This window comes from Paracoccus sp. PAR01, from assembly GCF_014851995.1.
GTDB classification, from domain to species: domain Bacteria; phylum Pseudomonadota; class Alphaproteobacteria; order Rhodobacterales; family Rhodobacteraceae; genus Paracoccus; species Paracoccus litorisediminis.
The window spans coordinates 589098-610673 of record NZ_JACVAW010000001.1 but is presented as its reverse complement, the minus strand read 5'-3'; the positions used below and the strand labels follow the sequence as shown (position 1 = coordinate 610673).

Annotated in this window: 26 protein-coding genes; 23 read left to right on the top strand and 3 right to left on the bottom strand. The window is 63.3% G+C overall.

Annotated elements, in window-relative coordinates; translation table 11 throughout:
- Nucleotides 1-263: 263 nt before the first annotated feature.
- Entirely contained in the window at nt 264-1553 is a 1290-nt protein-coding gene (locus tag IB235_RS03125) for a sorbosone dehydrogenase family protein (protein ID WP_192335476.1), read from the top strand.
- On the opposite strand, the gene IB235_RS03120 is transcribed toward IB235_RS03125, so the two are convergent.
- Nucleotides 1550-2023: a pyridoxamine 5'-phosphate oxidase family protein gene (locus tag IB235_RS03120; RefSeq protein ID WP_225612027.1), complete on the bottom strand. Its 474-nt coding sequence runs from the start codon at nt 2021-2023 to the stop codon at nt 1550-1552. The two genes, IB235_RS03125 and IB235_RS03120, sit on opposite strands and share 4 nt — an antisense overlap.
- A gap of 126 nt (nt 2024-2149) precedes the next feature.
- Here IB235_RS03120 and IB235_RS03115 point away from each other — a divergent pair, with 126 nt between their 5' ends.
- Nucleotides 2150-2893, top strand: a complete 744-nt coding sequence (locus IB235_RS03115; protein ID WP_192335471.1) for a DNA alkylation repair protein — start codon at nt 2150-2152, stop codon at nt 2891-2893.
- On the opposite strand, the gene IB235_RS03110 is transcribed toward IB235_RS03115, so the two are convergent.
- Nucleotides 2881-3414, bottom strand: coding sequence for a hypothetical protein (locus tag IB235_RS03110; protein WP_192335469.1), 534 nt, complete (start codon nt 3412-3414; stop codon nt 2881-2883). The two genes, IB235_RS03115 and IB235_RS03110, sit on opposite strands and share 13 nt — an antisense overlap.
- Before the next feature lie 126 nt (nt 3415-3540).
- Between IB235_RS03110 and moaA the strand changes: the two genes are divergently transcribed.
- Nucleotides 3541-4575: a GTP 3',8-cyclase MoaA gene (gene moaA / locus IB235_RS03105; RefSeq protein ID WP_170297590.1), complete on the top strand. Its 1035-nt coding sequence runs from the start codon at nt 3541-3543 to the stop codon at nt 4573-4575.
- On the opposite strand, the gene IB235_RS03100 is transcribed toward moaA, so the two are convergent.
- Nucleotides 4576-5010: a molybdopterin-dependent oxidoreductase gene (locus tag IB235_RS03100; protein ID WP_192335467.1), complete on the bottom strand. Its 435-nt coding sequence runs from the start codon at nt 5008-5010 to the stop codon at nt 4576-4578. It abuts the gene before it with no gap.
- 192 nt (nt 5011-5202) lie between these two features.
- Here IB235_RS03100 and uvrA point away from each other — a divergent pair, with 192 nt between their 5' ends.
- From uvrA to nuoK, 20 genes are all read left to right on the top strand, one after another.
- Nucleotides 5203-8067 carry an excinuclease ABC subunit UvrA gene (gene uvrA / locus IB235_RS03095; RefSeq protein ID WP_192335465.1) on the top strand — a complete coding sequence of 955 codons (2865 nt, stop codon included), beginning with the start codon at nt 5203-5205 and terminating at the stop codon, nt 8065-8067.
- Entirely contained in the window at nt 8064-8429 is a 366-nt protein-coding gene (locus tag IB235_RS03090; RefSeq protein ID WP_192335463.1) for a DUF4260 domain-containing protein, read from the top strand. The genes uvrA and IB235_RS03090 overlap by 4 nt, the downstream gene beginning before the upstream one ends.
- A 195-nt stretch (nt 8430-8624) precedes the next feature.
- Nucleotides 8625-8990 (top strand): NADH-quinone oxidoreductase subunit A, encoded by a 366-nt coding sequence (locus IB235_RS03085; protein ID WP_192335461.1) that lies wholly within the window; start codon nt 8625-8627, stop codon nt 8988-8990.
- Nucleotides 8990-9514 carry an NADH-quinone oxidoreductase subunit B family protein gene (locus IB235_RS03080; RefSeq protein WP_155038551.1) on the top strand — a complete coding sequence of 175 codons (525 nt, stop codon included), beginning with the start codon at nt 8990-8992 and terminating at the stop codon, nt 9512-9514. The genes IB235_RS03085 and IB235_RS03080 overlap by 1 nt, the downstream gene beginning before the upstream one ends.
- 3 nt (nt 9515-9517) lie before the next feature.
- The gene (locus IB235_RS03075) at nt 9518-10132 is read left to right on the top strand and encodes an NADH-quinone oxidoreductase subunit C (RefSeq protein ID WP_155038137.1); all 615 of its coding nucleotides are present in this window, start codon (nt 9518-9520) and stop codon (nt 10130-10132) included.
- A gap of 52 nt (nt 10133-10184) precedes the next feature.
- A complete protein-coding gene (locus IB235_RS03070) occupies nt 10185-11423 on the top strand; it encodes an NADH-quinone oxidoreductase subunit D (RefSeq protein WP_192335459.1) in 1239 nt (412 codons plus the stop codon).
- Nucleotides 11423-12127, top strand: coding sequence for an NADH-quinone oxidoreductase subunit NuoE (gene nuoE, locus IB235_RS03065; protein WP_155038135.1), 705 nt, complete (start codon nt 11423-11425; stop codon nt 12125-12127). Before IB235_RS03070 ends, nuoE begins: the two co-directional genes overlap by 1 nt.
- Nucleotides 12128-12201: 74 nt before the next feature.
- Nucleotides 12202-12897 (top strand): hypothetical protein, encoded by a 696-nt coding sequence (locus IB235_RS03060; RefSeq protein WP_192335457.1) that lies wholly within the window; start codon nt 12202-12204, stop codon nt 12895-12897.
- Nucleotides 12897-13166 carry a DUF5337 domain-containing protein gene (locus IB235_RS03055; RefSeq protein WP_155038133.1) on the top strand — a complete coding sequence of 90 codons (270 nt, stop codon included), beginning with the start codon at nt 12897-12899 and terminating at the stop codon, nt 13164-13166. Before IB235_RS03060 ends, IB235_RS03055 begins: the two co-directional genes overlap by 1 nt.
- 7 nt (nt 13167-13173) lie before the next feature.
- Nucleotides 13174-14469: an NADH-quinone oxidoreductase subunit NuoF gene (nuoF, locus tag IB235_RS03050; protein WP_155038132.1), complete on the top strand. Its 1296-nt coding sequence runs from the start codon at nt 13174-13176 to the stop codon at nt 14467-14469.
- Nucleotides 14470-14644: 175 nt separating this feature from the next.
- Entirely contained in the window at nt 14645-15049 is a 405-nt protein-coding gene (locus IB235_RS03045; protein WP_192335455.1) for a DUF5333 domain-containing protein, read from the top strand.
- 8 nt (nt 15050-15057) lie between these two features.
- Nucleotides 15058-15498: a hypothetical protein gene (locus tag IB235_RS03040; RefSeq protein ID WP_155038130.1), complete on the top strand. Its 441-nt coding sequence runs from the start codon at nt 15058-15060 to the stop codon at nt 15496-15498.
- A gap of 139 nt (nt 15499-15637) precedes the next feature.
- A complete protein-coding gene (nuoG, locus tag IB235_RS03035) occupies nt 15638-17653 on the top strand; it encodes an NADH-quinone oxidoreductase subunit NuoG (RefSeq protein WP_192335454.1) in 2016 nt (671 codons plus the stop codon).
- A 45-nt stretch (nt 17654-17698) separates the two neighbouring features.
- Nucleotides 17699-18436 (top strand): hypothetical protein, encoded by a 738-nt coding sequence (locus IB235_RS03030; RefSeq protein WP_225612026.1) that lies wholly within the window; start codon nt 17699-17701, stop codon nt 18434-18436.
- Nucleotides 18437-18454: 18 nt separating this feature from the next.
- The gene (gene nuoH, locus IB235_RS03025; protein WP_155038127.1) at nt 18455-19492 is read left to right on the top strand and encodes an NADH-quinone oxidoreductase subunit NuoH; all 1038 of its coding nucleotides are present in this window, start codon (nt 18455-18457) and stop codon (nt 19490-19492) included.
- Between the two features lies 1 nt (nt 19493).
- On the top strand, nt 19494-19676 hold the full coding sequence (locus IB235_RS03020) for a hypothetical protein (RefSeq protein WP_155038126.1): 183 nt from the start codon (nt 19494-19496) through the stop codon (nt 19674-19676).
- Nucleotides 19676-20167, top strand: coding sequence for an NADH-quinone oxidoreductase subunit NuoI (gene nuoI / locus IB235_RS03015; protein ID WP_134678826.1), 492 nt, complete (start codon nt 19676-19678; stop codon nt 20165-20167). The genes IB235_RS03020 and nuoI overlap by 1 nt, the downstream gene beginning before the upstream one ends.
- Nucleotides 20164-20568, top strand: a complete 405-nt coding sequence (locus IB235_RS03010; protein ID WP_155038125.1) for a carboxymuconolactone decarboxylase family protein — start codon at nt 20164-20166, stop codon at nt 20566-20568. Before nuoI ends, IB235_RS03010 begins: the two co-directional genes overlap by 4 nt.
- Nucleotides 20565-21167, top strand: a complete 603-nt coding sequence (locus tag IB235_RS03005; protein ID WP_155038124.1) for an NADH-quinone oxidoreductase subunit J — start codon at nt 20565-20567, stop codon at nt 21165-21167. The genes IB235_RS03010 and IB235_RS03005 overlap by 4 nt, the downstream gene beginning before the upstream one ends.
- 101 nt (nt 21168-21268) lie before the next feature.
- Entirely contained in the window at nt 21269-21574 is a 306-nt protein-coding gene (nuoK, locus tag IB235_RS03000) for an NADH-quinone oxidoreductase subunit NuoK (RefSeq protein ID WP_155038123.1), read from the top strand.
- Nucleotides 21575-21576 lie beyond the last annotated feature (2 nt).

Below are 21576 nucleotides of genomic sequence, written 5' to 3'. Positions count from 1 at the left end.
TGGCTGTGGGTGGGCTGATGCCTGCCTGTCGCTGCGGATGTAGGGGATCTGGGATGCTGGCTGGCGATGTGCTGGCTTGCTTCCTGAAGCCTATGTAGGGGTTATCTGCGGGAGTGTCAAGAAACTCAATTAAATCAAATACTTGAGTGTTTTGATTGGGTTTTTGCCACCCGGCAAGCCACTGGAATTGCTGCGGCTTTTCCGCAGCCTCTTGACCGCGTGACCGCAGGGGTTAGCCTTGCGCGAGATTTTCGGAGGGCATGATGGATCTGATGGGCAAGGCGACCGAGCTGGTCGGCGCGGCGATGGTGGCACTGCGTCGCAAGGATTCGCCGGAAAAGCAGGCCGTGGGTACCAGCCCCGCGATTCCCAAGGCGCGCGAACAGGGCATCATGACCCTGAAGATGCCGACTGCCGCAGGCTGGGCCGCAGGGCAAAAGCCGGTCGCGGCAGCGGGATTGCAGGTCAATGCCTTTGCCAGCGGCTTGCAGCATCCGCGCTGGATCGAGGTCCTGCCCAATGGTGACGTGCTGGTGGCCGAGGCGCTGCAATCGGACCGCAAGCCGCGTTCGCTGATGGATCACGCAATGATCGCCACCATGCGCCGCGCGAAAGCCGTGGGCATCAGCGCCAACCGCGTCAGCCTGTGGCGCGACAAGGATGGCGATGGCGTCGCCGAACATCGCGAGGTTTTCGTCGAAAAGCAGAACCAGCCCTTTGGCATGGCGCTGGTCGGCGACACTTTCTATCTGGGCAATACCGACGGGATTGTGGCTTTCGGCTATGATCACGGCACCGGCAAGCTGGTCGGCAATGGCAAGAAACTGGTCGATTTCAAGCCCGGCGGGCACTGGACGCGCAGCCTGATCGCCTCAACCGATGGCAAGCGGATCTATGCGGGCGTCGGCTCGCAAAGCAATATCGGCGATGAGGGGCTGGAGGCCGAAGAAGGCCGCGCCGCGATCTGGGAATTGGATCTTGAAACCGGCAAGGCCCGGGTCTTTGCCGGGGGGCTGCGCAACCCCGTCGGCCTTGCATGGGAGCCGGTCACCAATGCGCTGTGGACCGTGGTCAATGAACGCGACGGTCTGGGCGATGAGACGCCGCCGGATTACCTGACCTCGGTCAAGGATGGCGGCTTCTATGGCTGGCCCTATTGCTACTGGGGGCAGACGGTCGATGACCGCGTGCCGCAGAATGCCGGGCTGGTCGCCAGCGCGGTGCAGCCGGATTACGCGCTCGGTGGGCATACCGCCTCGCTGGGGCTGTGCTGGATGCCCGAGGGCACGCTGCCCGGTTTCGGCGCGGGGATGGTGATTGGCCAGCACGGGTCGTGGAACCGCTCGATCCTTAGCGGCTATCGGCTGATCTTTGTGCCCTTCGCGAATGGCAAGCCCTCGGGGCCGCCGCGCGACATCCTGTCGGGCTTCCTGTCGCCGGATGAAAAGCAGTCCTATGGCCGGCCGGTTGGCGTCGCGGTCGGCCCGGATGGCAAATCGCTGCTGATGGCTGACGATGTGGGCGATGTGATCTGGCGGGTCAGCGCGGCCTAAAACCTCAGCAGGAAATGGTTGGCAATGTCGGGCTTGGTCCCGGTCAGGTTGGCCTTGGCGATCTGGTAGAGAAAGCCGAGGCCGCCGGTGCTGTTCCAGATCTCGGCCTCGGTGATGCTGAATTTCAGCAGCCGCAGGTCGGGGTCCTCTTGCCCGCCCTCGAACCAGGCCGAGGCGGTGCTGTTCCAGATCTCGTCCAGTTTTTCGCGGTCATCGGATAATTCCAGCTGCCCTTCGATCCGCGCCCATAGCCCCTCGGAATCCTCGCCGACGACGTGGATGGCGGGCTTGGGGCCGTCTGCCAGCTCTGCGACCAGATCGGTGCCTTGCGCGGTGATGAACCACAGGGCAAGGCCATGGGCAGCGGCGTAATGCGACATCGGGACCAGCTTCAGCCGGTCCCTTGTGCCCAGCATGCCGGCATTGACCTCATCCATGCGACGCCAGAACAGCTGCTGTTCCTGTGACATCATCATCCCCTTCTGCCGCTGGGGAAACGTCCGGGGCAGGGCGGGGTTCCTGCGGGGGCGTTTGACAAACTGCCCTCGCGCGGGTTCAAGCGGCGAAAGGCCGCGTGGTCGGCGAAGGAGTGTGTGATGGTTGAGATTCCGCAAGTGGCAGAGCTGCGATCCTTGGGCGATGAGGCGAAGGCGGTCGAGGCGGCTGCCTATCACAAGGCGAAACGGGTCTATCTGGGCGTAAGCGTCCCCGAGATCGATGAGCTGGCCAAGGGCTGGCGTGCCGATCTGGATGTCGAAGGCCGCCTGGAACTGGCGCAGGCGCTGTGGGAGACCGATATCCACGAAGCTCGGGTGGCGGCGGCGAAACTGCTGACGCAGGCGCGGATCCGGCCCGATGACGGGGCGTGGCGGCTGATCGCCTCATGGGTGCCGGATTTCAACGGCTGGGCGATTGCCGATCAGGTGATGAAGGCGGGTGAGAAACGGCTGGTCGCCGATCCCTCACGTCTGGATGAGGTCGAGACATGGTTGGTGCATCCCAGCTTCTGGGTGCGTCGCGCGGCATTGGTCGGCACGCTGCCTTGGACCCATCTGCGCAACCCCAAGCCCGATGAACTGGCGCAGCGCGAGCGGATACTAGGTTGGCTGGAGCGTCTGGCCGATGACCGCGACGGTTTCGTCCAGAAGGCCATCGGCTGGTGGCTGCGCGACCTGTCCAAGCACGAACCGCAGCGGGTGCGCGACTGGCTGGAAGCGCATGGAGCGCGGCTGAAGCCTTTTGCCCGACGCGAGGCCCTGCGCCGGATCGGAGACTTGCCCGGGATGGACGATCAGCCGGGGACCGAAGATCTGCCCCCGGTTGACGATCAGCCTTCGTAGACCTCGATCGAGGGCAGGTCGGTCAGGCTGACCCCCAGCATCTGCAGTGCCGGCAGCGACACCTGGCTGCCTGCGCTGGCCGGGCCACCCAGCGGGATCAGCCGGACATTGGCGGATTTGCCGGTGGCCGGGTTGACGATGCGACCATTCCCCTCGGATTTCACGAGCGGCGTCTTGATCCAGAAGCCCGATTGCGACGGATCACCCAGCGAGGCGATGGTGACGCCCAGCTTGCGCCCCGCGGTCGTGGGGGCTGCGGCCTGCGCCTTTTCGGCACCGGTGGTGGTATCAAGCTGTGCCGCCGATTGCGCGCCAGCGACGCCGATGGACGAGGTGCCCACGGTCTTGCCCGAGCTGCGCGGCGCGGTCGCGCCCGCAATCGCGGCAGATTCGGTGGTAACCCCCACGTCATCGGCGGCAGTGCCCTTGGCGGGCGGCTTGGCGCTGTCGCCCGTCTGAGTGCAGGCGGCAAGGGCAAGGATGGTCACAAGGCCGCAAAGGCGCAGGAATGGCTTGGTCATGGTCATGTCCCCGTCATTCTTTTCAATTGAATGTCGCGGAAAGGCTAACCCCGGCCTCGGCGTACTGTCCACCCGAACCCTCGATTTAGGTTGCGACAATCTTAACCAGTCGACACGCTTGTGCCGATGCCGCGCCGCTCTTATCTTGAGCGTATGGACGCGCAGGCCCCTCTGATCGACCCGTTTGCCCGACCGATCACCTACCTTCGGGTGTCGGTGACGGATCGTTGCGATTTTCGCTGCACCTATTGCATGGCCGAGCACATGCAGTTCCTGCCCAAAAAGGATCTGCTGACGCTTGAGGAACTGGACCGGCTGTGTTCGGTCTTTGTCGGCATGGGCGTGCGCAAGCTGCGGGTAACCGGGGGCGAGCCCTTGGTCCGGCGCAATATCATGGAATTCTTCCGCGCGATGTCGCGGCATCTGGGGCAGGGGCTGGATGAGCTGACCCTGACCACGAATGGCAGCCAGCTGGCGCGTTTCGCGGATGAGCTGGCCTCATGCGGCGTGCGGCGGGTCAATGTCTCGCTGGACACGCTGGACCCGGAACGCTTTGGCAAGATCACCCGCTGGGGCCGGTTGCCGCAAGTGCTGGAGGGGATCGAGGCCGCCAAAGCCGCCGGTATCCGCGTCAAGATCAACACCGTCGCGCTGAAGGGCTTCAACGAGGATGAGCTGTTCCCGCTGCTGGACTGGTGCGCGAAAAACGACCACGACCTGACTTTCATCGAGGTCATGCCGATGGGCGACATGTCCGAGCAGGAGCGTCTGGGCCAATACTGGCCAATCTCGGACCTGAGCAGCCGGTTGGAGGATCGCTTCACCCTGACGCCACTGTCTGAGCGCACCGGCGGTCCCGCGCGCTATGTGCGGATCAATGAGACCGGGCAAAAGGTCGGCTTCATCACGCCGCTGACCCATAATTTCTGCGAAAGCTGCAATCGGGTGCGGATGACCTGCACCGGTGAGCTGTTCATGTGTCTGGGGCAGGAAGACCGCGCCGATCTGCGCGCGCCGCTGCGGGCCAGTGAAAGCGACACCGCCCTGCGCGACGCCATCCGCGAGGCGATCCGCCACAAGCCCAAGGGCCATGATTTCGACTATTCGCGTCAGCATGTCGCCGGTCAGATGACCCGCTACATGAGCCATACCGGCGGCTGATCAGCGATAGTCCAGCGTGACGATATCCTTGATGTGACGCGCGCCGCGCAGATCGCCGGGCACGACCATGCGCAAGCCATCGGGGATCGGCGCGCCATTCATCTCATAGGCCAGCAGCACCGGGCGATTGCCGAATTCGGGCGCGATTTCCCCGATGGAGAAGGCGACTTGGTGCCCGTCCCCCGCCGTGACCAGCAGCGTATGGCGCAGGGCGGCCTTGTGATCCTCGGTCACGACACCCTGCGCGACCAGCAGATCCCACAGCAGCACGCCCTTATACAGGCCCGATTCGATGCCCTTGGAGCTGCGATAGACGGTGGTGGTTTCCGTCACCGGCAATTGCGTAAGGCTGGCCGCGTCCAGCGTCACCGGCGGGTGGTCCGGCGTGTTCAGCCGGGCGCTTTCTCCGGCCACGGCGCTGCCCGTCCAAAGCATGGCAAGGACGAGCAGGCCGGGGAGGGAAGCGATTCGATGTGTTTGTATGTGCATATCGAAATGCTGGCAGATGCCGACGGCTCGGGCAAACGGAATCTGGACGGGTCAAGAATGTTCGCGAGATGTTCTTTCAAGGTTGCCATTTTCCATCCGATGCCTATCTGATGCGTTTGGCGGAATCAGGACGTGACGATGGAACAGAAGTTCATCGAGGTTCGCGGCGCGCGCGAGCACAATCTGAAGAACGTGGACATGGATATTCCGCGCGACAAGCTGGTGGTGATCACCGGCCTGTCTGGCAGTGGGAAATCCAGTCTCGCCTTCGACACGATCTATGCCGAGGGGCAGCGACGCTATGTAGAAAGCCTGTCGGCCTATGCGCGGCAGTTCCTCGACATGATGGGCAAGCCGGATGTGGACCATATCAGCGGTCTTTCCCCGGCGATTTCCATCGAGCAGAAGACCACCTCCAAGAACCCGCGCTCGACCGTCGGCACGGTGACCGAGATTTACGACTATATGCGGCTGCTGTTCGCGCGCGCGGGCACGCCCTATAGCCCCGCCACCGGCCTGCCGATCGAGGCGCAGCAGGTGCAGGACATGGTCGACCGGGTGATGGAGATGCCCGAGGGCACCCGCGCCTATCTGCTGGCCCCCATCGTCCGCGACCGTAAGGGCGAGTATAAGAAAGAGTTCCTTGAGCTGCGGAAGCAGGGCTTCCAGCGCGTCAAGGTGAATGGCGAATTCCACGATCTGGACGAGCCGCCGACCCTCGACAAGAAATTCCGCCACAATATCGACGTTGTCGTCGACCGCATCGTCGTGCGCGAGGGGATGGAGACGCGGCTGGCCGACAGTTTCCGCACCGCGCTGGATCTGGCCGATGGCATCGCGCTGCTGGAAACCGCGCCCGCCGAGGGCGAGGGCGATCCGGAACGCATCACCTTCAGCGAAAACTTCGCCTGTCCTGTCAGCGGCTTCACCATCCCGGAAATCGAGCCGCGGCTGTTTTCCTTCAACGCGCCTTACGGGGCCTGCCCGGTCTGCGACGGGTTGGGGATGGAATTGTTCTTTGACGACCGGCTGATTGTGCCGGATCAGGCGCTGTCGCTGGCGCAGGGCGCGTTGGTGCCTTGGGCCAAGTCGAAATCGGCCTATCTGACCCAGACCATCAATGCGCTGGCCAAGTTCTATGGCTTCGACAAGAAGACCGCGTGGAAGGACCTGCCGCATTCGGTGCAGGAAATGTTCCTGCGCGGCTCGGGCGCGGATGAGATCCCCTTCCGCTTCGACGATGCCGGTCGTGTCTATGAGGTCACCCGCCAGTTCGAGGGCATCATCCCGAACATGGAGCGGCGCCTGCGCGAAAGCGACAGCGCCTGGGTGCGCGAGGAATTCGAGAAATACCAGAACAACCGCCCCTGCGGCGCCTGTGAAGGGTTCCGCCTGAAGCCCGAGGCGCTGGCGGTGAAAATCGCCGGCAGCCATATCGGCAATGTCACCCAGCTTTCGATCCGCGAGGCGCTGGCCTGGGTGACCGATGCGCCGAACCATCTGACCAAGCAGAAGAACGAGATCGCTCATGCGATCCTGAAGGAAATCCGCGAGCGTCTGGGGTTTTTGGTCAATGTCGGTCTGGATTACCTGACGCTGTCTCGCGCGGCGGGCACGCTCTCGGGGGGTGAAAGCCAGCGGATCCGGTTGGCAAGCCAGATCGGCTCGGGGTTGACCGGGGTGCTTTACGTGCTGGACGAGCCCTCGATCGGGCTGCATCAGCGCGACAATGACCGATTGCTGGCGACGCTGAAGGGGCTGCGCGATCAGGGCAATTCGGTGCTGGTGGTCGAACATGACGAGGACGCGATCCGCCATGCCGATTACGTCTTCGACATGGGGCCGGGCGCTGGCGTGCATGGCGGGCAGGTGGTGTCCAAGGGCACGCCTGCGGAAATCGCCTCGGACCCGAGCAGCCTGACCGGGCAATACCTGTCCGGTCTGCGTGAGATCCACATCCCCGATGAGCGCCGCAAGGGCAATGGCAAGGCGGTCAAGGTCGTCGGCGCAACCGGCAACAACCTGAAAAACGTCACTGCCGAATTCCCCTTGGGCAAATTCGTTTGCGTCACCGGGGTCTCGGGCGGCGGCAAGTCGACCCTGACCATCGAGACGTTGTTCAAGACTGCCAGCCTGCGCCTGAACGGCGCGCGCCAGACCCCCGCGCCCTGCGAGACGATCAAGGGGCTGGAACTGCTGGACAAGGTCATCGACATCGACCAGCGCCCGATCGGTCGGACGCCGCGCAGTAACCCCGCGACTTATACCGGCGCCTATACCCATATCCGCGACTGGTATGCGGGGCTGCCCGAATCCAAGGCGCGCGGCTACAAGCCGGGCCGCTTCAGCTTCAACGTCAAGGGTGGCCGCTGCGAGGCCTGTCAGGGCGACGGCGTCATCAAGATCGAGATGCATTTCCTGCCCGACGTCTATGTCACCTGCGAGACCTGCAAGGGCAAGCGCTACAACCGCGAGACGCTGGAGGTCCAGTTCAAGGGCAAGTCCATCGCCGACGTGCTGGACATGACCGTCGAGGACGCGCAGGAGTTCTTCAAGGCCGTGCCGACCATCCGCGAAAAAATGGACGCGCTGCTCGAGGTGGGCTTGGGTTACGTCAAAGTCGGCCAGCAGGCCACGACGCTGTCTGGCGGCGAGGCGCAGCGGGTCAAGCTGTCCAAGGAACTCAGCCGCCGCGCCACCGGCAAGACGCTGTATATCCTTGATGAACCCACCACCGGCCTGCATTTCGAGGATGTGCGGAAACTGCTGGAAGTGCTGCACAGCCTTGTCGATCAGGGCAATACGGTGGTGGTGATCGAGCATAACCTTGATGTCATCAAGACCGCCGACTGGATCATCGACATCGGCCCCGAGGGCGGGGATGGCGGCGGGCGCATCGTCGCCACCGGCACGCCCGAACAGGTGGCCGAGAACCCCGAAAGCCATACCGGCCGTTATCTGGGTCCGATGTTGGAGGCCGCGCGGCAGCGCGCCGCCGAATGAACGCAAAGCTTTGGCAGCGGGCCGAGGGGGCGGGCATGGCGCTTGGCGGCGTCATGGTCGCGGGCTTTTCCTCGGTTGGCTGGCCGTGGTGGGTCTGGTTGCTGGCGCTGGCCGCGCCGGATCTGGGCATGCTGGGCTATCTGGCCGGGCGCCGGGTCGGGGCTGCGGTCTATAACGCCGCGCATCTTTATGCCGTACCCTTCCTGCTGATGATGCTGGGCGTGGCTGCGGGTCATGTCGGCCTGATCGCCGCGGGTGGGTTGTGGCTGGCGCATATCGGGGCTGACCGGGCGCTGGGATATGGGCTGAAACTGCCGACCGGGTTCCGCGACACCCATCTGGGACGCATCGGTTCCGACTGAATTGCTTGGTTTTTGACGTGACCTCGCCTTGCCACGCGGCAAATCGTTGGCGGGGGCAGGTCCATGTGGTTACAATCCCGAACATTGCAGCCGCCACCGTTGACCCTGCCCGCAGGCAGAGCTAAAGGGGCGCTTAGCCAAACCCATCGCGGGCCGCCAACCGGGTTCCTGCGAGCGAAAGGGAGCCCAAATCCAGTGGAATACCTGCTGCAAGAATATCTGCCGATCCTGGTTTTTCTGGGAATGGCCTCCGCGCTGGCGATCGTGCTGATTCTGGCCGCCGCCATCGTTGCCATCCGTAACCCGGACCCGGAAAAGGTCAGCGCCTATGAATGCGGCTTCAACGCCTTCGACGATGCGCGGATGAAGTTCGACGTCCGGTTTTATCTGGTGTCGATCCTGTTCATCATTTTCGACCTTGAAGTCGCCTTCCTGTTCCCCTGGGCTGTCGCCTTTGCGGGCCTGACCGAAGTGGCCTTCTGGTCGATGATGGTCTTCCTGGGCGTCCTGACGGTTGGCTTTGCCTATGAATGGAAGAAAGGGGCGCTGGAATGGGCGTGATGACCGGTGCCAATACGGCCGGCGCAGATCGTGAATTCGCCACGGCCGAACTGAATCGCGAGCTGCAGGACAAGGGTTTCCTGCTGACCACGACCGAAGACATCATCAACTGGGCGCGCAACGGCTCGCTGCACTGGATGACCTTTGGTCTGGCCTGCTGCGCGGTCGAGATGATGCATACCTCGATGCCGCGCTACGACCTTGAGCGCTTCGGGACCGCGCCGCGCGCTTCCCCGCGCCAGTCGGACCTGATGATCGTCGCGGGCACGCTGACAAACAAGATGGCCCCGGCTTTGCGCAAGGTCTATGACCAGATGCCCGAGCCGCGCTACGTCATCTCGATGGGCAGCTGCGCCAATGGCGGCGGCTATTACCATTATTCCTATTCCGTGGTGCGTGGCTGTGACCGCATCGTGCCGGTGGACATCTATGTTCCGGGCTGCCCTCCGACTGCCGAGGCGCTGCTTTACGGCATCCTGCAACTTCAGCGCCGCATCCGGCGCACCGGCACTCTGGTGAGGTAAGCCATGTCTGACGAGGCCCTGCTGGAACTGGCCGAGCATATTTCGCTGCGCCGTCCGAACGACGTCGTTTCGACCGAGGTGGCCTATGGCGAGCTGACGGTAAACGTCACGCCGTCCGGGCTGATCGGTCTGATCGAGTTCCTGCGCAACGACGCGAACTGCCGTTTCTCGACGCTGATCGACATCACGGCGGTCGACAACCCGGCGCGTCCGGTGCGCTTCGATCTGGTCTATCACCTGCTGTCGATGTACCAGAACCACCGCATCCGCGTGAAAGCGCAAGTGCGCGAAGACGAGATCGCCCCTAGCCTGACCGGGGTTTTCCCCGGTGCCGATTGGTATGAGCGCGAGGTCTTCGACATGTTCGGGATCCTGTTCTCGGGGCACCCGGACCTGCGCCGCATCATCACCGATTACGGCTTCCGCGGCCATCCGCTGCGCAAGGACTTCCCGACCACGGGTTATGTCGAGGTGCGCTGGAACGACGAAGAGAAGCGCGTGGTCTATGAACCCGTGAGTCTCGTTCAGGAATATCGCCAGTTCGACTTCCTGTCCCCGTGGGAGGGCGCGAAATACGTGCTTCCGGGTGACGAGAAGGCGCCCGAGGCGAAGAAGTGACCGCAGCGGCGCAGCTCAACTGCGCGCCACGCATCGCATGTAAGGGATGACCATGGACGGCGACATCCACAAGAACAACTATGACGACGGATCGATCGACGCCCTGACCGGCGAACAGAGCATCCGCAACTTCAACATCAACTTCGGTCCGCAGCACCCTGCGGCCCACGGCGTGCTGCGCATGGTTCTGGAACTCGACGGCGAGATCGTCGAGCGTGCCGACCCGCATATCGGCCTGCTGCATCGCGGCACCGAGAAGCTGATGGAAAGCCGCACCTATCTGCAGAACCTGCCCTATCTGGACCGCCTCGATTACGTGGCCCCGATGAACCAGGAACATGCATGGTGTCTGGCGATCGAGAAACTGACCGGCACGGTCATTCCGCGCCGCGCCAGCCTGATCCGGGTGCTTTTCTCGGAAATCGGGCGGATTCTGAACCACCTGATGGGCCTGACCACCGGCGCATTGGATATCGGCGCGCTGACCCCGCCGCTTTGGGGCTTTGAAGCTCGCGAAGAACTGATGATCTTCTATGAGCGCGCCAGCGGTGCCCGTCTGCACGCGGCGTATTTCCGTCCCGGCGGCGTCCATCAGGATCTGACCCCGGACCTGCTCGATGACATCGAGGAATGGTGCGAGCGCTTCCCGCGTCTGGTCGATGACCTTGACACGCTGCTGACCGAGAACCGGATCTTCAAGCAGCGTCTGGTCGATATCGGCATCGTGACCGAGGAAGACGCGCTGAAATGGGGCTATACCGGCGTCATGGTGCGCGGCTCGGGCATGGCCTGGGACCTGCGTCGCAGCCAGCCCTATGAATGCTACGACGAGTTCGATTTCCAGATCCCGGTCGGCAAGACCGGCGACTGCTATGACCGCTTCCTGTGCCGTATGGCCGAGATGCGCGAATCGACCAAGATCATGAAGCAGGCCATCCAGAAGCTGCGCGCGGAACCCGCGGGCGACGTTCTGGCACGCGGCAAGCTGACCCCGCCGAAGCGCTCGGACATGAAGCGCGACATGGAAAGCCTGATCCACCACTTCAAGCTTTACACCGAGGGCTTCAAGGTTCCGGCAGGCGAGGTCTATGCCGCCGTCGAGGCGCCCAAGGGCGAATTCGGCGTCTACATGGTCTCGGACGGCACCAACAAGCCGTGGCGTGCCAAGCTGCGGGCTCCGGGCTTTGCCCACCTCCAGTCCATCGACTGGATGTCCAAGGGTCACATGCTGGCCGATGTACCGGCGATCATCGCCACTCTTGATATCGTTTTCGGAGAGGTTGACCGCTGATGCTGCGCCGTCTTTCCCCTGTTCAGCCGGACTCGTTCGAGTTCAGCCCCGCCAACCTTGAATGGGCGAATGCCCAGATCACCAAATATCCGGAAGGTCGCCAGCAATCGGCGATCATCCCGGTCCTGTGGCGTGCGCAGGAACAGGAAGGCTGGTTGTCCCGCCCGGCGATCGAATATTGCGCGACCCTGCTGGGGATGCCCTATATCCGCGCGCTGGAAGTGGCGACCTTCTACTTCATGTTCCAACTGTACCCGGTCGGCACCGTCGCCCATATCCAGATCTGCGGGACCACGACCTGCATGATCTGCGGCGCCGAGGACCTGATCCGCGTCTGCAAGGAAAAGATCGCGCCGACCTCGCACACGCTGTCGGCCGATGGCCGCTTCAGCTGGGAAGAGGTCGAATGCCTTGGTGCCTGCACCAACGCGCCCATGGCCCAGATCGGCAAGGACTTCTACGAAGACCTGACCGTCGAGAAACTGGCCGCGCTGATCGACAGCTTTGCCGCTGGCGAAGTGCCGCAGCCCGGCCCGCAAAACGGCCGTTTCTCGGTCGAGCCGCTGGGCGGGCCGACGGTCCTGAAGGATCTGTCGGGCGAGGCGCATAATGGCAGCGTCGCCATCGCAGTGGGTCTGGGCGACACGATCAAGCGCATCGACGGCACCGAGGTTCCGGTCACAACGCCTTGGCTGGCAAAGTGACCACTTCGGAAAAGGGTGTTATCAACGACTGACGGATAGGGCGCGCGCCTCGGACAGACAGGAGACTGGCGACGATGGAACGTAAGGTTTGCAACAGGAATTGCTGGATCTTGGGTGCGATTGCCGGGGTCGTTGTCTTGTTGTTCACCTCGGGCATCGGGGATCGGGGCTTCTTTACCGGACTTTTCCTTGGGGTGCTGACCTTTGGCATGTTCGGCGCGACTCTGGTCTGGTTGCTTTGCGCCGACCGCCCCGAACTGTCGCAGTCCGATGACATCGTGTCGGCGCAGGATTGGCGGCGCGAGGCGCTGGACAGCGAGCCCGAGACGATGCTGGTTCCGGCCAGCCTGTCCGAGCCGGTGACCGGGGCCAGCCAGATGCCGATCATGGCAGGGGCGATGCCTGCGGCCAAGCCTGCAGCCGCGACCGCGCCAGTGGTCGAGGCTGCTCCGGTGGCGGCGAAGCCCGCGCCGACGCCAAAGCCCGCGCCCGCCAAGGCGGCTGCGGCCAAGGCCGAGGAACCCGCAGACGATCTGCGGCGGATCAAGGGGGTCGGGCCGAAGCTGTCGGACTGGCTGCGTGAAAACGGCGTGACGCGCTTTGCGCAGATCGCGGCCTGGGACGCGGCGACTGTTGCCGATTTCGCCCACCGGCTGGGCCGGATGGGTGGCCGGATCGAGGCGGATGACTGGGTGGGCCAGGCCCGTTTGCTGGCCGAAGGACATCAGACCGAGCATTCCCGCGCGGTCGACCGCGGCGAGGCCACTTGATGCCCCGCCCGGCAAAGGATAGCTCGTCGCGCGCGGCAGGGGCCGGTGCGACGGTCGTGGATTCGGGCCAGATGCGGCTGGTGGCGGTGGTGATCACCGTGACCATGCTGGGCTGGCTGGGTCTGCAATGGATGGGGGGCCAGATGGGCTGGCCCGCGAAATACGCCTTTCTCGCCGATCTGGTGGCGATGGGGGCCTTGATCTGGTCGCTTCTGGTGACCTGGCGGATCTGGCGGCGGCGCAATGCGCCCTCGCAGGGACAAGGATGAATTTGGGATGCTGAACGATCAGGACCGGATCTTTACGAACATCTACGGCATGGGCGATCGCAGCCTGGCCGGGGCGCGTAAGCGCGGCCACTGGGACGGCACTGCCGGAATCATCCAGCGCGGTCGCGACTCGATCATCAATGAAATGAAGGCTTCGGGCCTGCGTGGCCGTGGCGGCGCAGGCTTCCCGACCGGCATGAAATGGTCCTTCATGCCCAAGGAATCGGATGGCCGTCCGTCCTATCTGGTCATCAATGCCGACGAATCCGAGCCCGCGACCTGCAAGGACCGCGAGATCATGCGCCATGATCCGCATACCCTGATCGAGGGCGCGCTGATTGCCAGCTTCGCCATGGGCGCACATGCCGCCTATATCTATATCCGTGGCGAGTTCATCCGCGAGCGCGAGGCCCTGCAACTGGCCATCGACGAATGCTATGACGCGGGCCTTCTGGGCAAGAACGCCTGCGGCTCGGGCTGGGATTTCGACCTGTACCTGCATCACGGTGCCGGCGCCTATATCTGTGGCGAGGAAACCGCGCTGATCGAATCGCTGGAAGGCAAGAAGGGCATGCCCCGGATGAAGCCTCCGTTCCCGGCGGGCGCGGGGCTTTATGGCTGCCCGACCACGGTGAACAACGTCGAATCGATCGCGGTGGTGCCGACCATCCTGCGTCGCGGCGGCGAATGGTTCGCGGGCTTCGGCCGTCCGAACAACGCGGGCGTCAAGCTGTTCGGCATGACCGGCCACGTCAACACGCCCTGCGTCGTCGAAGAAGCCATGTCGATCCCGATGCGTGAGCTGATCGAGAAGCATGGCGGCGGCGTCCGCGGCGGCTGGAAGAACCTGAAGGCCGTGATCCCCGGCGGCGCGTCCTGCCCGGTGCTGACCGCCGAGCAGTGCGAAAACGCCATCATGGACTATGACGGCATGCGCGAGTTGCGTTCCAGCTTCGGCACCGCCTGCATGATCGTGATGGATCAGGACACCGACATCATCAAGGCGATCTGGCGTCTGTCCAAGTTCTTCAAGCATGAAAGCTGCGGCCAATGCACGCCCTGCCGCGAAGGCACCGGCTGGATGATGCGCGTCATGGAACGTCTGGTCCGCGGCGAGGCCGAGGTCGAGGAAATCGACATGCTGTTCGACGTGACCAAGCAGGTTGAAGGCCACACCATCTGCGCCCTTGGCGACGCAGCCGCCTGGCCGATCCAGGGTCTGATCCGCAATTTCCGCGAGGAGATCGAGGATCGCATCAAGGCGAAACGCACCGGGCGCATGGGCGCCATGGCTGCGGAGTAATCAGGGCATGGTCGCCATCCCCCAACATGATCCGGCACGGCGGTCCCCCTCGGGGGACCCTGCGCGTTTGCGCGCCGAGATTATCGGGGGGATCACGACCGGCTCGCGCCTTGGTGTGCGGAATGGGCAAGGCCCCGATGTTATGACGAAGCGCCATGACAAGGAGGCATTTGCCATGAAACCCATTGCCGCCGCACTGATCGCGGCCACGCTTCTTGCTGCCGGTCCCGCCGCCGCGCTGGAACCGCTGGCGCAGGAAAAGCACATCAACGACCGTCTGGTCTCGGCCCGGATCGCCGACCGTATCCGCCGCGAATGCCCGACCATCGACGCACGCATCCTTTACGCCTATGGTGAGGCCCGCAAGCTGAAGCGCTATGCCGAGCAGAAGGGCTATTCCGCCAAGCAGATCGACGCCTTTCTGGACGACAAGGCCGAGAAGAAACGCATCTATGCCACCGCCGAGGATTACCTGACCCGCCATGGTGCGAAAAAGGGTGACGCGCAAAGCTTCTGCGCGATCGGCAAGCAGGCGATCGCCGACAAGAACCTGATCGGCAGCTTCCTGGTGGCGAAATGAAAAAGTGGATGAACCGCATTGGGCTGGCCCTCATGGCCGCGTCCGCCGCTGCCATGATCGCGGCGGATGCCTTTGCCGGTGAGCCCTCGGATCCGTTCGCGCCGACGGCGCAGAAATTCTACCTTGAATTCGACATGCTCGCGCCGACCGACATCAATTGCGATGCCGATGGGCCGGGCGTGCGCACATGGGTCACGCGCAATATCGCCGGCAAGCCGATCCTGCGCGTCACCGGCAATGCGCGGGACGCCCATATCGAGTGCTGGCGCTCGGATGGCAGCCGCTACACCACGACCGCCAATCGCGAGCTGTTCTACAATACCGGCGAAGCGATCCATGGCACCGTCACCTTCAATCGCGGCAGCGACGCGATGACCGTCGTCCTGCGGCGCGGCGAACGTGAGCGGATCGCCAAGGTCGTTCACCGTTCTTTCGTCAGGGTGAAGTGATAATGACCCTGCGCGCAGACATGACTGCTGAAATGAAAACCGGGCCAGCCTTCGGCCAGCATTTGAATCGTGCGGAAACCGCCGGAGCTTGTTCCGGCAAGGCGACGCTTCGCCACCGCGACGGATAAGGAAAGACAAGATGGCAGATCTTCGCAAGCTCAAGATCGACGACAAGATTATCGAGGTCGATCCGAACATGACCCTGATCCAGGCCTGCGAATTGGCCGGGGTCGAGGTGCCGCGCTTCTGCTATCACGAGCGGCTGTCCATCGCCGGCAACTGCCGCATGTGCCTTGTCGAGGTTGTCGGCGGCCCGCCGAAGCCTGCCGCCTCCTGCGCGATGCAGGTCAAGGATCTGCGTCCCGGTCCGGATGGCGCGCCGTCCGAAGTCCGCACCAACTCGCCGATGGTCAAGAAGGCCCGCGAAGGCGTGATGGAATTCCTGCTGATCAACCACCCGCTGGATTGCCCGATCTGCGACCAGGGCGGCGAATGCGACCTGCAGGATCAGGCCATGGCCTATGGTGTCGATTTCTCGCGCTTCCGCGAGCCGAAGCGTGCGTCTGAGGACCTGAACCTTGGGCCGCTGGTCGAAACCCACATGACCCGCTGCATCAGCTGCACCCGCTGCGTGCGCTTCACCACCGAAGTCGCGGGCATCACCCAGATGGGCCAGACCGGTCGCGGCGAAGACAGCGAGATCACCAGCTACCTGAACGAGACGCTGGTCTCGAACATGCAGGGCAACATCATCGACCTGTGCCCGGTTGGCGCGCTGGTCTCGAAGCCCTATGCCTTCACCGCCCGTCCGTGGGAACTGACCAAGACCGAGTCGATCGACGTGATGGACGCGCTTGGCGCCAGCATCCGTGTCGACACCAAGGGTCGCGAAGTCATGCGCATCCTGCCGCGCAACCATGACGGCGTGAACGAGGAATGGATCAGCGACAAGACCCGTTTCGTCTGGGACGGTCTGCGCCGCCAGCGTCTGGACAAGCCCTATATCCGTGAAAACGGCCGCCTGCGCGCCGCCACCTGGCCCGAGGCGCTGGAAACTGCCGCCCGCGCGATGAAGGGCAAGAAGGTCACCGGCCTGATCGGTGATCTGGTCCCGGTCGAGGCCGCCTTCAGCCTGAAGCAGCTGGTTGAGGGTCTGGGCGGCAAGGTCGAAAGCCGCACCGACGGTTCGCGCCTGCCCGCAGGCAACCGCTCGGCCTATGTCGGCAATGCCAGCATCGCGGACATCGACAGCGCCAAGCGCATCCTGCTGATCGGCACCAACCCGCGCGAGGAAGCGCCGGTCCTGAACTCGCGCCTGCGTCGCGCTTGGGCCAATGGCGCGCAAGTCGCGCTGATCGGCGAGGCCGTGGACCTGACCTTCGATTACGCCCATCTGGGCACCGACCGCGCCGCTTTGGCCGATCTGCTGACGCAGGATCTGGCCAGCGACGGCACGCCGGGTCTGGTCATCGTGGGGCAGGGCGCGCTGAGCGAAGCCGATGGCGAGGCCGTTCTGGCCCATGCCATGCGCATCTGCGAACTGGGCGGTTGCAAGCTGCTGGTCCTGCATACCGCCGCTGGCCGCGTCGGCGCGCTGGATGTGGATGCCGTGACCGAAGGTGGCCTGACCGCCGCCATCGAGGGCGCCGAGGTCATCTACAATCTGGGCGCGGATGAGGTCGACATCGCCGCCGGTCCCTTCGTGATCTATCAGGGCAGCCACGGTGATCGCGGGGCGCATCGCGCCGACCTGATCCTGCCGGGTGCCTGCTACACCGAGGAAAGCGGGCTGTTCGTCAATACCGAAGGCCGTCCGCAACTGGCCATGCGCGCAAACTTCGCGCCGGGCGAGGGCAAGGAAAACTGGGCGATCCTGCGCGCGCTGTCGGCCGAACTGGGCAAGACCCAGCCTTGGGACAGCCTTGCCGGGTTGCGCCGTGCGCTGGTTCAGGCTGTGCCGCATCTGGCGCAGATCGATCAGGTCCCGGCCAATGAATGGCAGGCGCTGGAGCTGCGCGACATGGGTCGCGCGACCTTCCGCCTTGCGGTGAAAGACTTCTACCTGACCAACCCGATCGCGCGCAGCTCGCCGCTGATGGGGGAACTTTCGGCAATGGCGGCGGCGCGCAAGGCGCCTGCAATGGCAGCGGAGTAAACACGCATGGGGAGCCGCTTTGCAGCGCTTTTCGGGATCGGACTGATGGCGTCGCTGTTGGCGGGCTGCGACTCGGACAGCACTGACGCCTCGCGGCCCCCCGCAAAGCCGGAAGAGCTGAACGTGACGGTCGTGCAAAGCGATGCCGGCGCACCCGGCAAGAAGGTGATCTCGCGCGGGCGGGTCTCGACCAAATCGGGCGAGATCTTGATTCTGGAACCCGACGGCTCGGTCAGCGAGATGACGCTGGACAGCCCCGAGGGGAAGGACGCCTTCGCGCTGACCGAAGCGGACCTGCTGATGCTGAACGAGAACATGCAGCTTGACCTGTCGGGCGTGCCCAATATGGGCCCGGTCCGTGCACGCGGGCTGACGGCGCAGGAAAAGGCACTGGCCGATTTCCGTGCCCGCACACAGCCGCTGAAGCTCAATCTTCCGGCAAGTTTCACGGCCGAGCCCAAGGACTTCCAGGGCGCGACCGTCAAAGCATGGCCCAGCAAGCGCAAGAGCGGGGATAGCCTGATCGAAGTGACGGCAAATCTTCGCAGTGGGGTGGACGCCGACACGGCGTTCGCCTATGCCACATGCGCGCTGGCCAATTGGGCGGATGCGAACGGAACGCCGTACGCTCGCCACATTCGGACATTGCGCGACAAACGCAATGGCAAGATCGTCGTCGGCTCGGTTTTTACCCTGTCAGGGAAAAAACCTATGGGGCTGACGGTGATGACAACGAAAGACACCTTGCAGGAATGCAAGTCGCGCGGCATTCCCGCGGCGTGATGAGAGGGACGAAAGATCATGGCTGAGTTTTGGGCCTCATCCTACGGTTTCGCGCTGATCCTGCTTTTGCAGGGTCTGGCAGTCATTGCCTTTGTCATGGGCTCGCTGATCTTCATGGTCTATGGCGACCGTAAGATCTGGGCCGCCGTGCAGATGCGCCGTGGTCCGAACGTGGTCGGTCCCTGGGGCCTGCTGCAGACCTTTGCCGACGCGCTGAAATACATCGTCAAGGAAATCGTGATCCCGGCCGGGGCGGACAAGTTCGTCTTCTTCCTGGCCCCGTTCCTGTCGATGATGCTGGCGCTGTTCGCCTTTGTCGTGATCCCCTTTGACGAGGGCTGGGTCATGGCCAATATCAACGTGGGCATCCTGTTCGTGTTCGCCGCGTCCTCGCTTGAGGTTTACGGCTCGATCATGGGCGGCTGGGCCTCGAACTCGAAATACCCGTTCCTCGCCTCGCTGCGTTCGGCCGCACAGATGATTTCCTACGAAGTCTCGATGGGCCTGATCATCATCGGCATCATCATCTCGACCGGGTCGATGAACCTGACCGAGATCGTGCATGCGCAGAAGGGCGACTGGGGTCTGCTGAACTGGTACTTCCTGCCGCATTTGCCGATGGTCGTGCTGTTCTTTGTCTCGGCGCTGGCCGAAACGAACCGCCCGCCCTTCGACTTGGCGGAAGCTGAATCGGAACTGGTCGCGGGCCACATGGTCGAATATTCGTCCACGCCCTACCTGCTGTTCATGGCCGGTGAATACATCGCCATCTACCTGATGTGCGCGCTGCTTTCGCTGCTGTTCTTCGGCGGCTGGCTGTCGCCCGTCCCGTTCATCGCCGACGGCTGGTGGTGGATGGTCATCAAGATGTGGTTCTGGTTCTACATGTTCGCGATGGTGAAGGCGATCGTGCCGCGCTACCGCTACGACCAGCTGATGCGTATCGGCTGGAAGGTGTTCCTGCCGCTGTCGCTGGGTTGGGTTGTGCTGATCGCGATCCTGGCCCGTTACGAAGTCTTCGGCGGCTTCTGGGCCCGCTGGGCGATCGGGGGATAACATGTCTTCCAACAAGCTAGCCGAGGCATTCGCCACAGCCAGTGAGACCGACAAGATCGAACTGGCCCATTTCCTCGCCAATAATCTTGACACGGCGGAGCATGCGAAGGACGGCGCGCGGGTGCGCGAGTATGTCGCCGCATTCGACCGCTTCGCGGCACCCAGAAAAGGGGAGCATTTCTGATGGCCTTCGATTTCGCGCGGGCGACCAAATATTTCCTGATGTGGGATTTCATCAAGGGTTTCGGCCTGGGTATGCGCTATTTCGTGTCGCCCAAGCCGACGCTGAACTACCCGCATGAAAAGGGCCCGATTTCGCCGCGTTTCCGCGGTGAACACGCCCTGCGCCGCTACCCGAACGGGGAAGAACGCTGCATCGCCTGCAAGCTGTGCGAAGCGGTCTGCCCGGCTCAGGCCATCACCATCGATGCCGAACCGCGAGAGGACGGCTCGCGCCGCACCACGCGCTACGACATCGACATGACGAAATGCATCTATTGCGGCTTCTGTCAGGAAGCCTGCCCGGTCGATGCCATCGTCGAAGGCCCGAACTTCGAATACGCGACCGAAACCCGCGAAGAGCTTTTCTATGACAAGGAAAAGCTGCTGGCCAATGGCGAGCGCTGGGAATCGGAAATCGCGCGCAACCTGCAACTGGATGCGCCCTACAGATGACCGACGCGTTCACCAAGCTTTTCGCGCAGATGATGGCATCTAGCCAGGAAATGGCGCGGGCGTGGAATCCCGCGCTCGAACATTTCGACATGCGCGCGATGGAAAAGCTGGTGCCCGTCATGCCGGCGGACATGCTTGAGCTGTGGTTCGGCAAGACTTTCAACCGTGAGGGGCTGGACGCCAAGACGCGTCTGCTTCTGACAATCGGCGCGATTACCGTTCAGGGCGCGCTGGCCGAGCCGCAACTGCGTCTGACCATCCGTCAGGCGCTTGCGACCGGCGCCACCAAACGCGAGATCGCCGAGACGATCTTTCAGATGAGCATGTTCGGCGGGCTGCCTGCGATGCAGAAGGCGCTCGAGATCGCCCAGAGCGTCTATGCCGAGGAGGACGAGGAATGATGACCTTCGCTTTCTACCTGTTTGCGATCAGTGCCTGCGTCGCAGGCTTCATGGTCGTGATCAGCCGCAACCCGGTTCACTCGGTGCTGTGGCTTATCCTTGCCTTCCTTTCCGCGTCGGGCCTGTTCGTCCTGCAAGGGGCGGAATTCGTCGCCATGCTGCTGATCGTCGTCTATGTCGGCGCGGTGGCGGTGCTGTTCCTGTTCGTGGTGATGATGCTTGACGTCGATTTCGCCGCGCTCAGGGGGGAACTGGCGCGTTATCTGCCGCTGGCCTTGCTGATCGGTATCGTGCTGCTGGCGCAGCTGGGCATCGCCTTCTCGGGCTGGACCCCGGCCGAGATCGCCGAAAGCCAGCGTGTCGCCCCCATCGTCGAGGGCGTGCAGAACACCAAAGGTCTGGGCATGCTGATCTATGATCGCTACCTGCTGAACTTCCAGATCGCAGGCCTGATCCTGCTGGTCGCGATGATCGGGGCGATCCTGCTGACCATGCGCCACCGCCGCGACATCAAGCGCCAGAACGTGCTGGAGCAGATGTGGCGCGACCCGGCCAAGACCATGGAAATGAAAGACGTGAAGCCGGGGCAGGGGCTGTAAGCCCGCACCTCGCGCGAACCTTAGCCAATCGGGACCGCCACAGGGCGGTCCATCCAGCGAACGGATTTTTCAACGGGCGAAGGCCCGGAGGGACCACGAAGATGATCGGATTGACACATTATCTTGTCGTAGGGGCGATACTTTTCGTCACCGGCATTTTCGGGATCTTCGTGAACCGAAAGAACGTCATCGTCATCCTGATGTCGATCGAACTGATGCTGCTGGCGGTGAATATCAACTTCGTCGCCTTCTCGACCCATATGGGCGATCTGGTGGGGCAGGTCTTCACCATGTTCATCCTGACGGTCGCTGCCGCCGAGGCCGCCATCGGCCTTGCAATCCTCGTGGTCTTCTTCCGCAACCGCGGCACGATCGCGGTGGAAGACGTCAACGTGATGAAGGGTTAAGA

Coding starts and splice junctions, on each gene's coding strand:
- IB235_RS03125 (WP_192335476.1), top strand. CDS start 264: ATGGATCTGATGGGCAAGGCGACCGAGCTGGTCGGCGCGGCGATGGTG.
- IB235_RS03120 (WP_225612027.1), bottom strand. CDS start 2,023: ATGTCACAGGAACAGCAGCTGTTCTGGCGTCGCATGGATGAGGTCAAT.
- IB235_RS03115 (WP_192335471.1), top strand. CDS start 2,150: ATGGTTGAGATTCCGCAAGTGGCAGAGCTGCGATCCTTGGGCGATGAG.
- IB235_RS03110 (WP_192335469.1), bottom strand. CDS start 3,414: ATGACCAAGCCATTCCTGCGCCTTTGCGGCCTTGTGACCATCCTTGCC.
- moaA (WP_170297590.1), top strand. CDS start 3,541: ATGCCGCGCCGCTCTTATCTTGAGCGTATGGACGCGCAGGCCCCTCTG.
- IB235_RS03100 (WP_192335467.1), bottom strand. CDS start 5,010: ATGCTTTGGACGGGCAGCGCCGTGGCCGGAGAAAGCGCCCGGCTGAAC.
- uvrA (WP_192335465.1), top strand. CDS start 5,203: ATGGAACAGAAGTTCATCGAGGTTCGCGGCGCGCGCGAGCACAATCTG.
- IB235_RS03090 (WP_192335463.1), top strand. CDS start 8,064: ATGAACGCAAAGCTTTGGCAGCGGGCCGAGGGGGCGGGCATGGCGCTT.
- IB235_RS03080 (WP_155038551.1), top strand. CDS start 8,990: ATGACCGGTGCCAATACGGCCGGCGCAGATCGTGAATTCGCCACGGCC.
- IB235_RS03075 (WP_155038137.1), top strand. CDS start 9,518: ATGTCTGACGAGGCCCTGCTGGAACTGGCCGAGCATATTTCGCTGCGC.
- IB235_RS03070 (WP_192335459.1), top strand. CDS start 10,185: ATGGACGGCGACATCCACAAGAACAACTATGACGACGGATCGATCGAC.
- nuoE (WP_155038135.1), top strand. CDS start 11,423: ATGCTGCGCCGTCTTTCCCCTGTTCAGCCGGACTCGTTCGAGTTCAGC.
- IB235_RS03060 (WP_192335457.1), top strand. CDS start 12,202: ATGGAACGTAAGGTTTGCAACAGGAATTGCTGGATCTTGGGTGCGATT.
- IB235_RS03055 (WP_155038133.1), top strand. CDS start 12,897: ATGCCCCGCCCGGCAAAGGATAGCTCGTCGCGCGCGGCAGGGGCCGGT.
- nuoF (WP_155038132.1), top strand. CDS start 13,174: ATGCTGAACGATCAGGACCGGATCTTTACGAACATCTACGGCATGGGC.
- IB235_RS03045 (WP_192335455.1), top strand. CDS start 14,645: ATGAAACCCATTGCCGCCGCACTGATCGCGGCCACGCTTCTTGCTGCC.
- IB235_RS03040 (WP_155038130.1), top strand. CDS start 15,058: ATGAACCGCATTGGGCTGGCCCTCATGGCCGCGTCCGCCGCTGCCATG.
- nuoG (WP_192335454.1), top strand. CDS start 15,638: ATGGCAGATCTTCGCAAGCTCAAGATCGACGACAAGATTATCGAGGTC.
- IB235_RS03030 (WP_225612026.1), top strand. CDS start 17,699: ATGGCGTCGCTGTTGGCGGGCTGCGACTCGGACAGCACTGACGCCTCG.
- nuoH (WP_155038127.1), top strand. CDS start 18,455: ATGGCTGAGTTTTGGGCCTCATCCTACGGTTTCGCGCTGATCCTGCTT.
- IB235_RS03020 (WP_155038126.1), top strand. CDS start 19,494: ATGTCTTCCAACAAGCTAGCCGAGGCATTCGCCACAGCCAGTGAGACC.
- nuoI (WP_134678826.1), top strand. CDS start 19,676: ATGGCCTTCGATTTCGCGCGGGCGACCAAATATTTCCTGATGTGGGAT.
- IB235_RS03010 (WP_155038125.1), top strand. CDS start 20,164: ATGACCGACGCGTTCACCAAGCTTTTCGCGCAGATGATGGCATCTAGC.
- IB235_RS03005 (WP_155038124.1), top strand. CDS start 20,565: ATGATGACCTTCGCTTTCTACCTGTTTGCGATCAGTGCCTGCGTCGCA.
- nuoK (WP_155038123.1), top strand. CDS start 21,269: ATGATCGGATTGACACATTATCTTGTCGTAGGGGCGATACTTTTCGTC.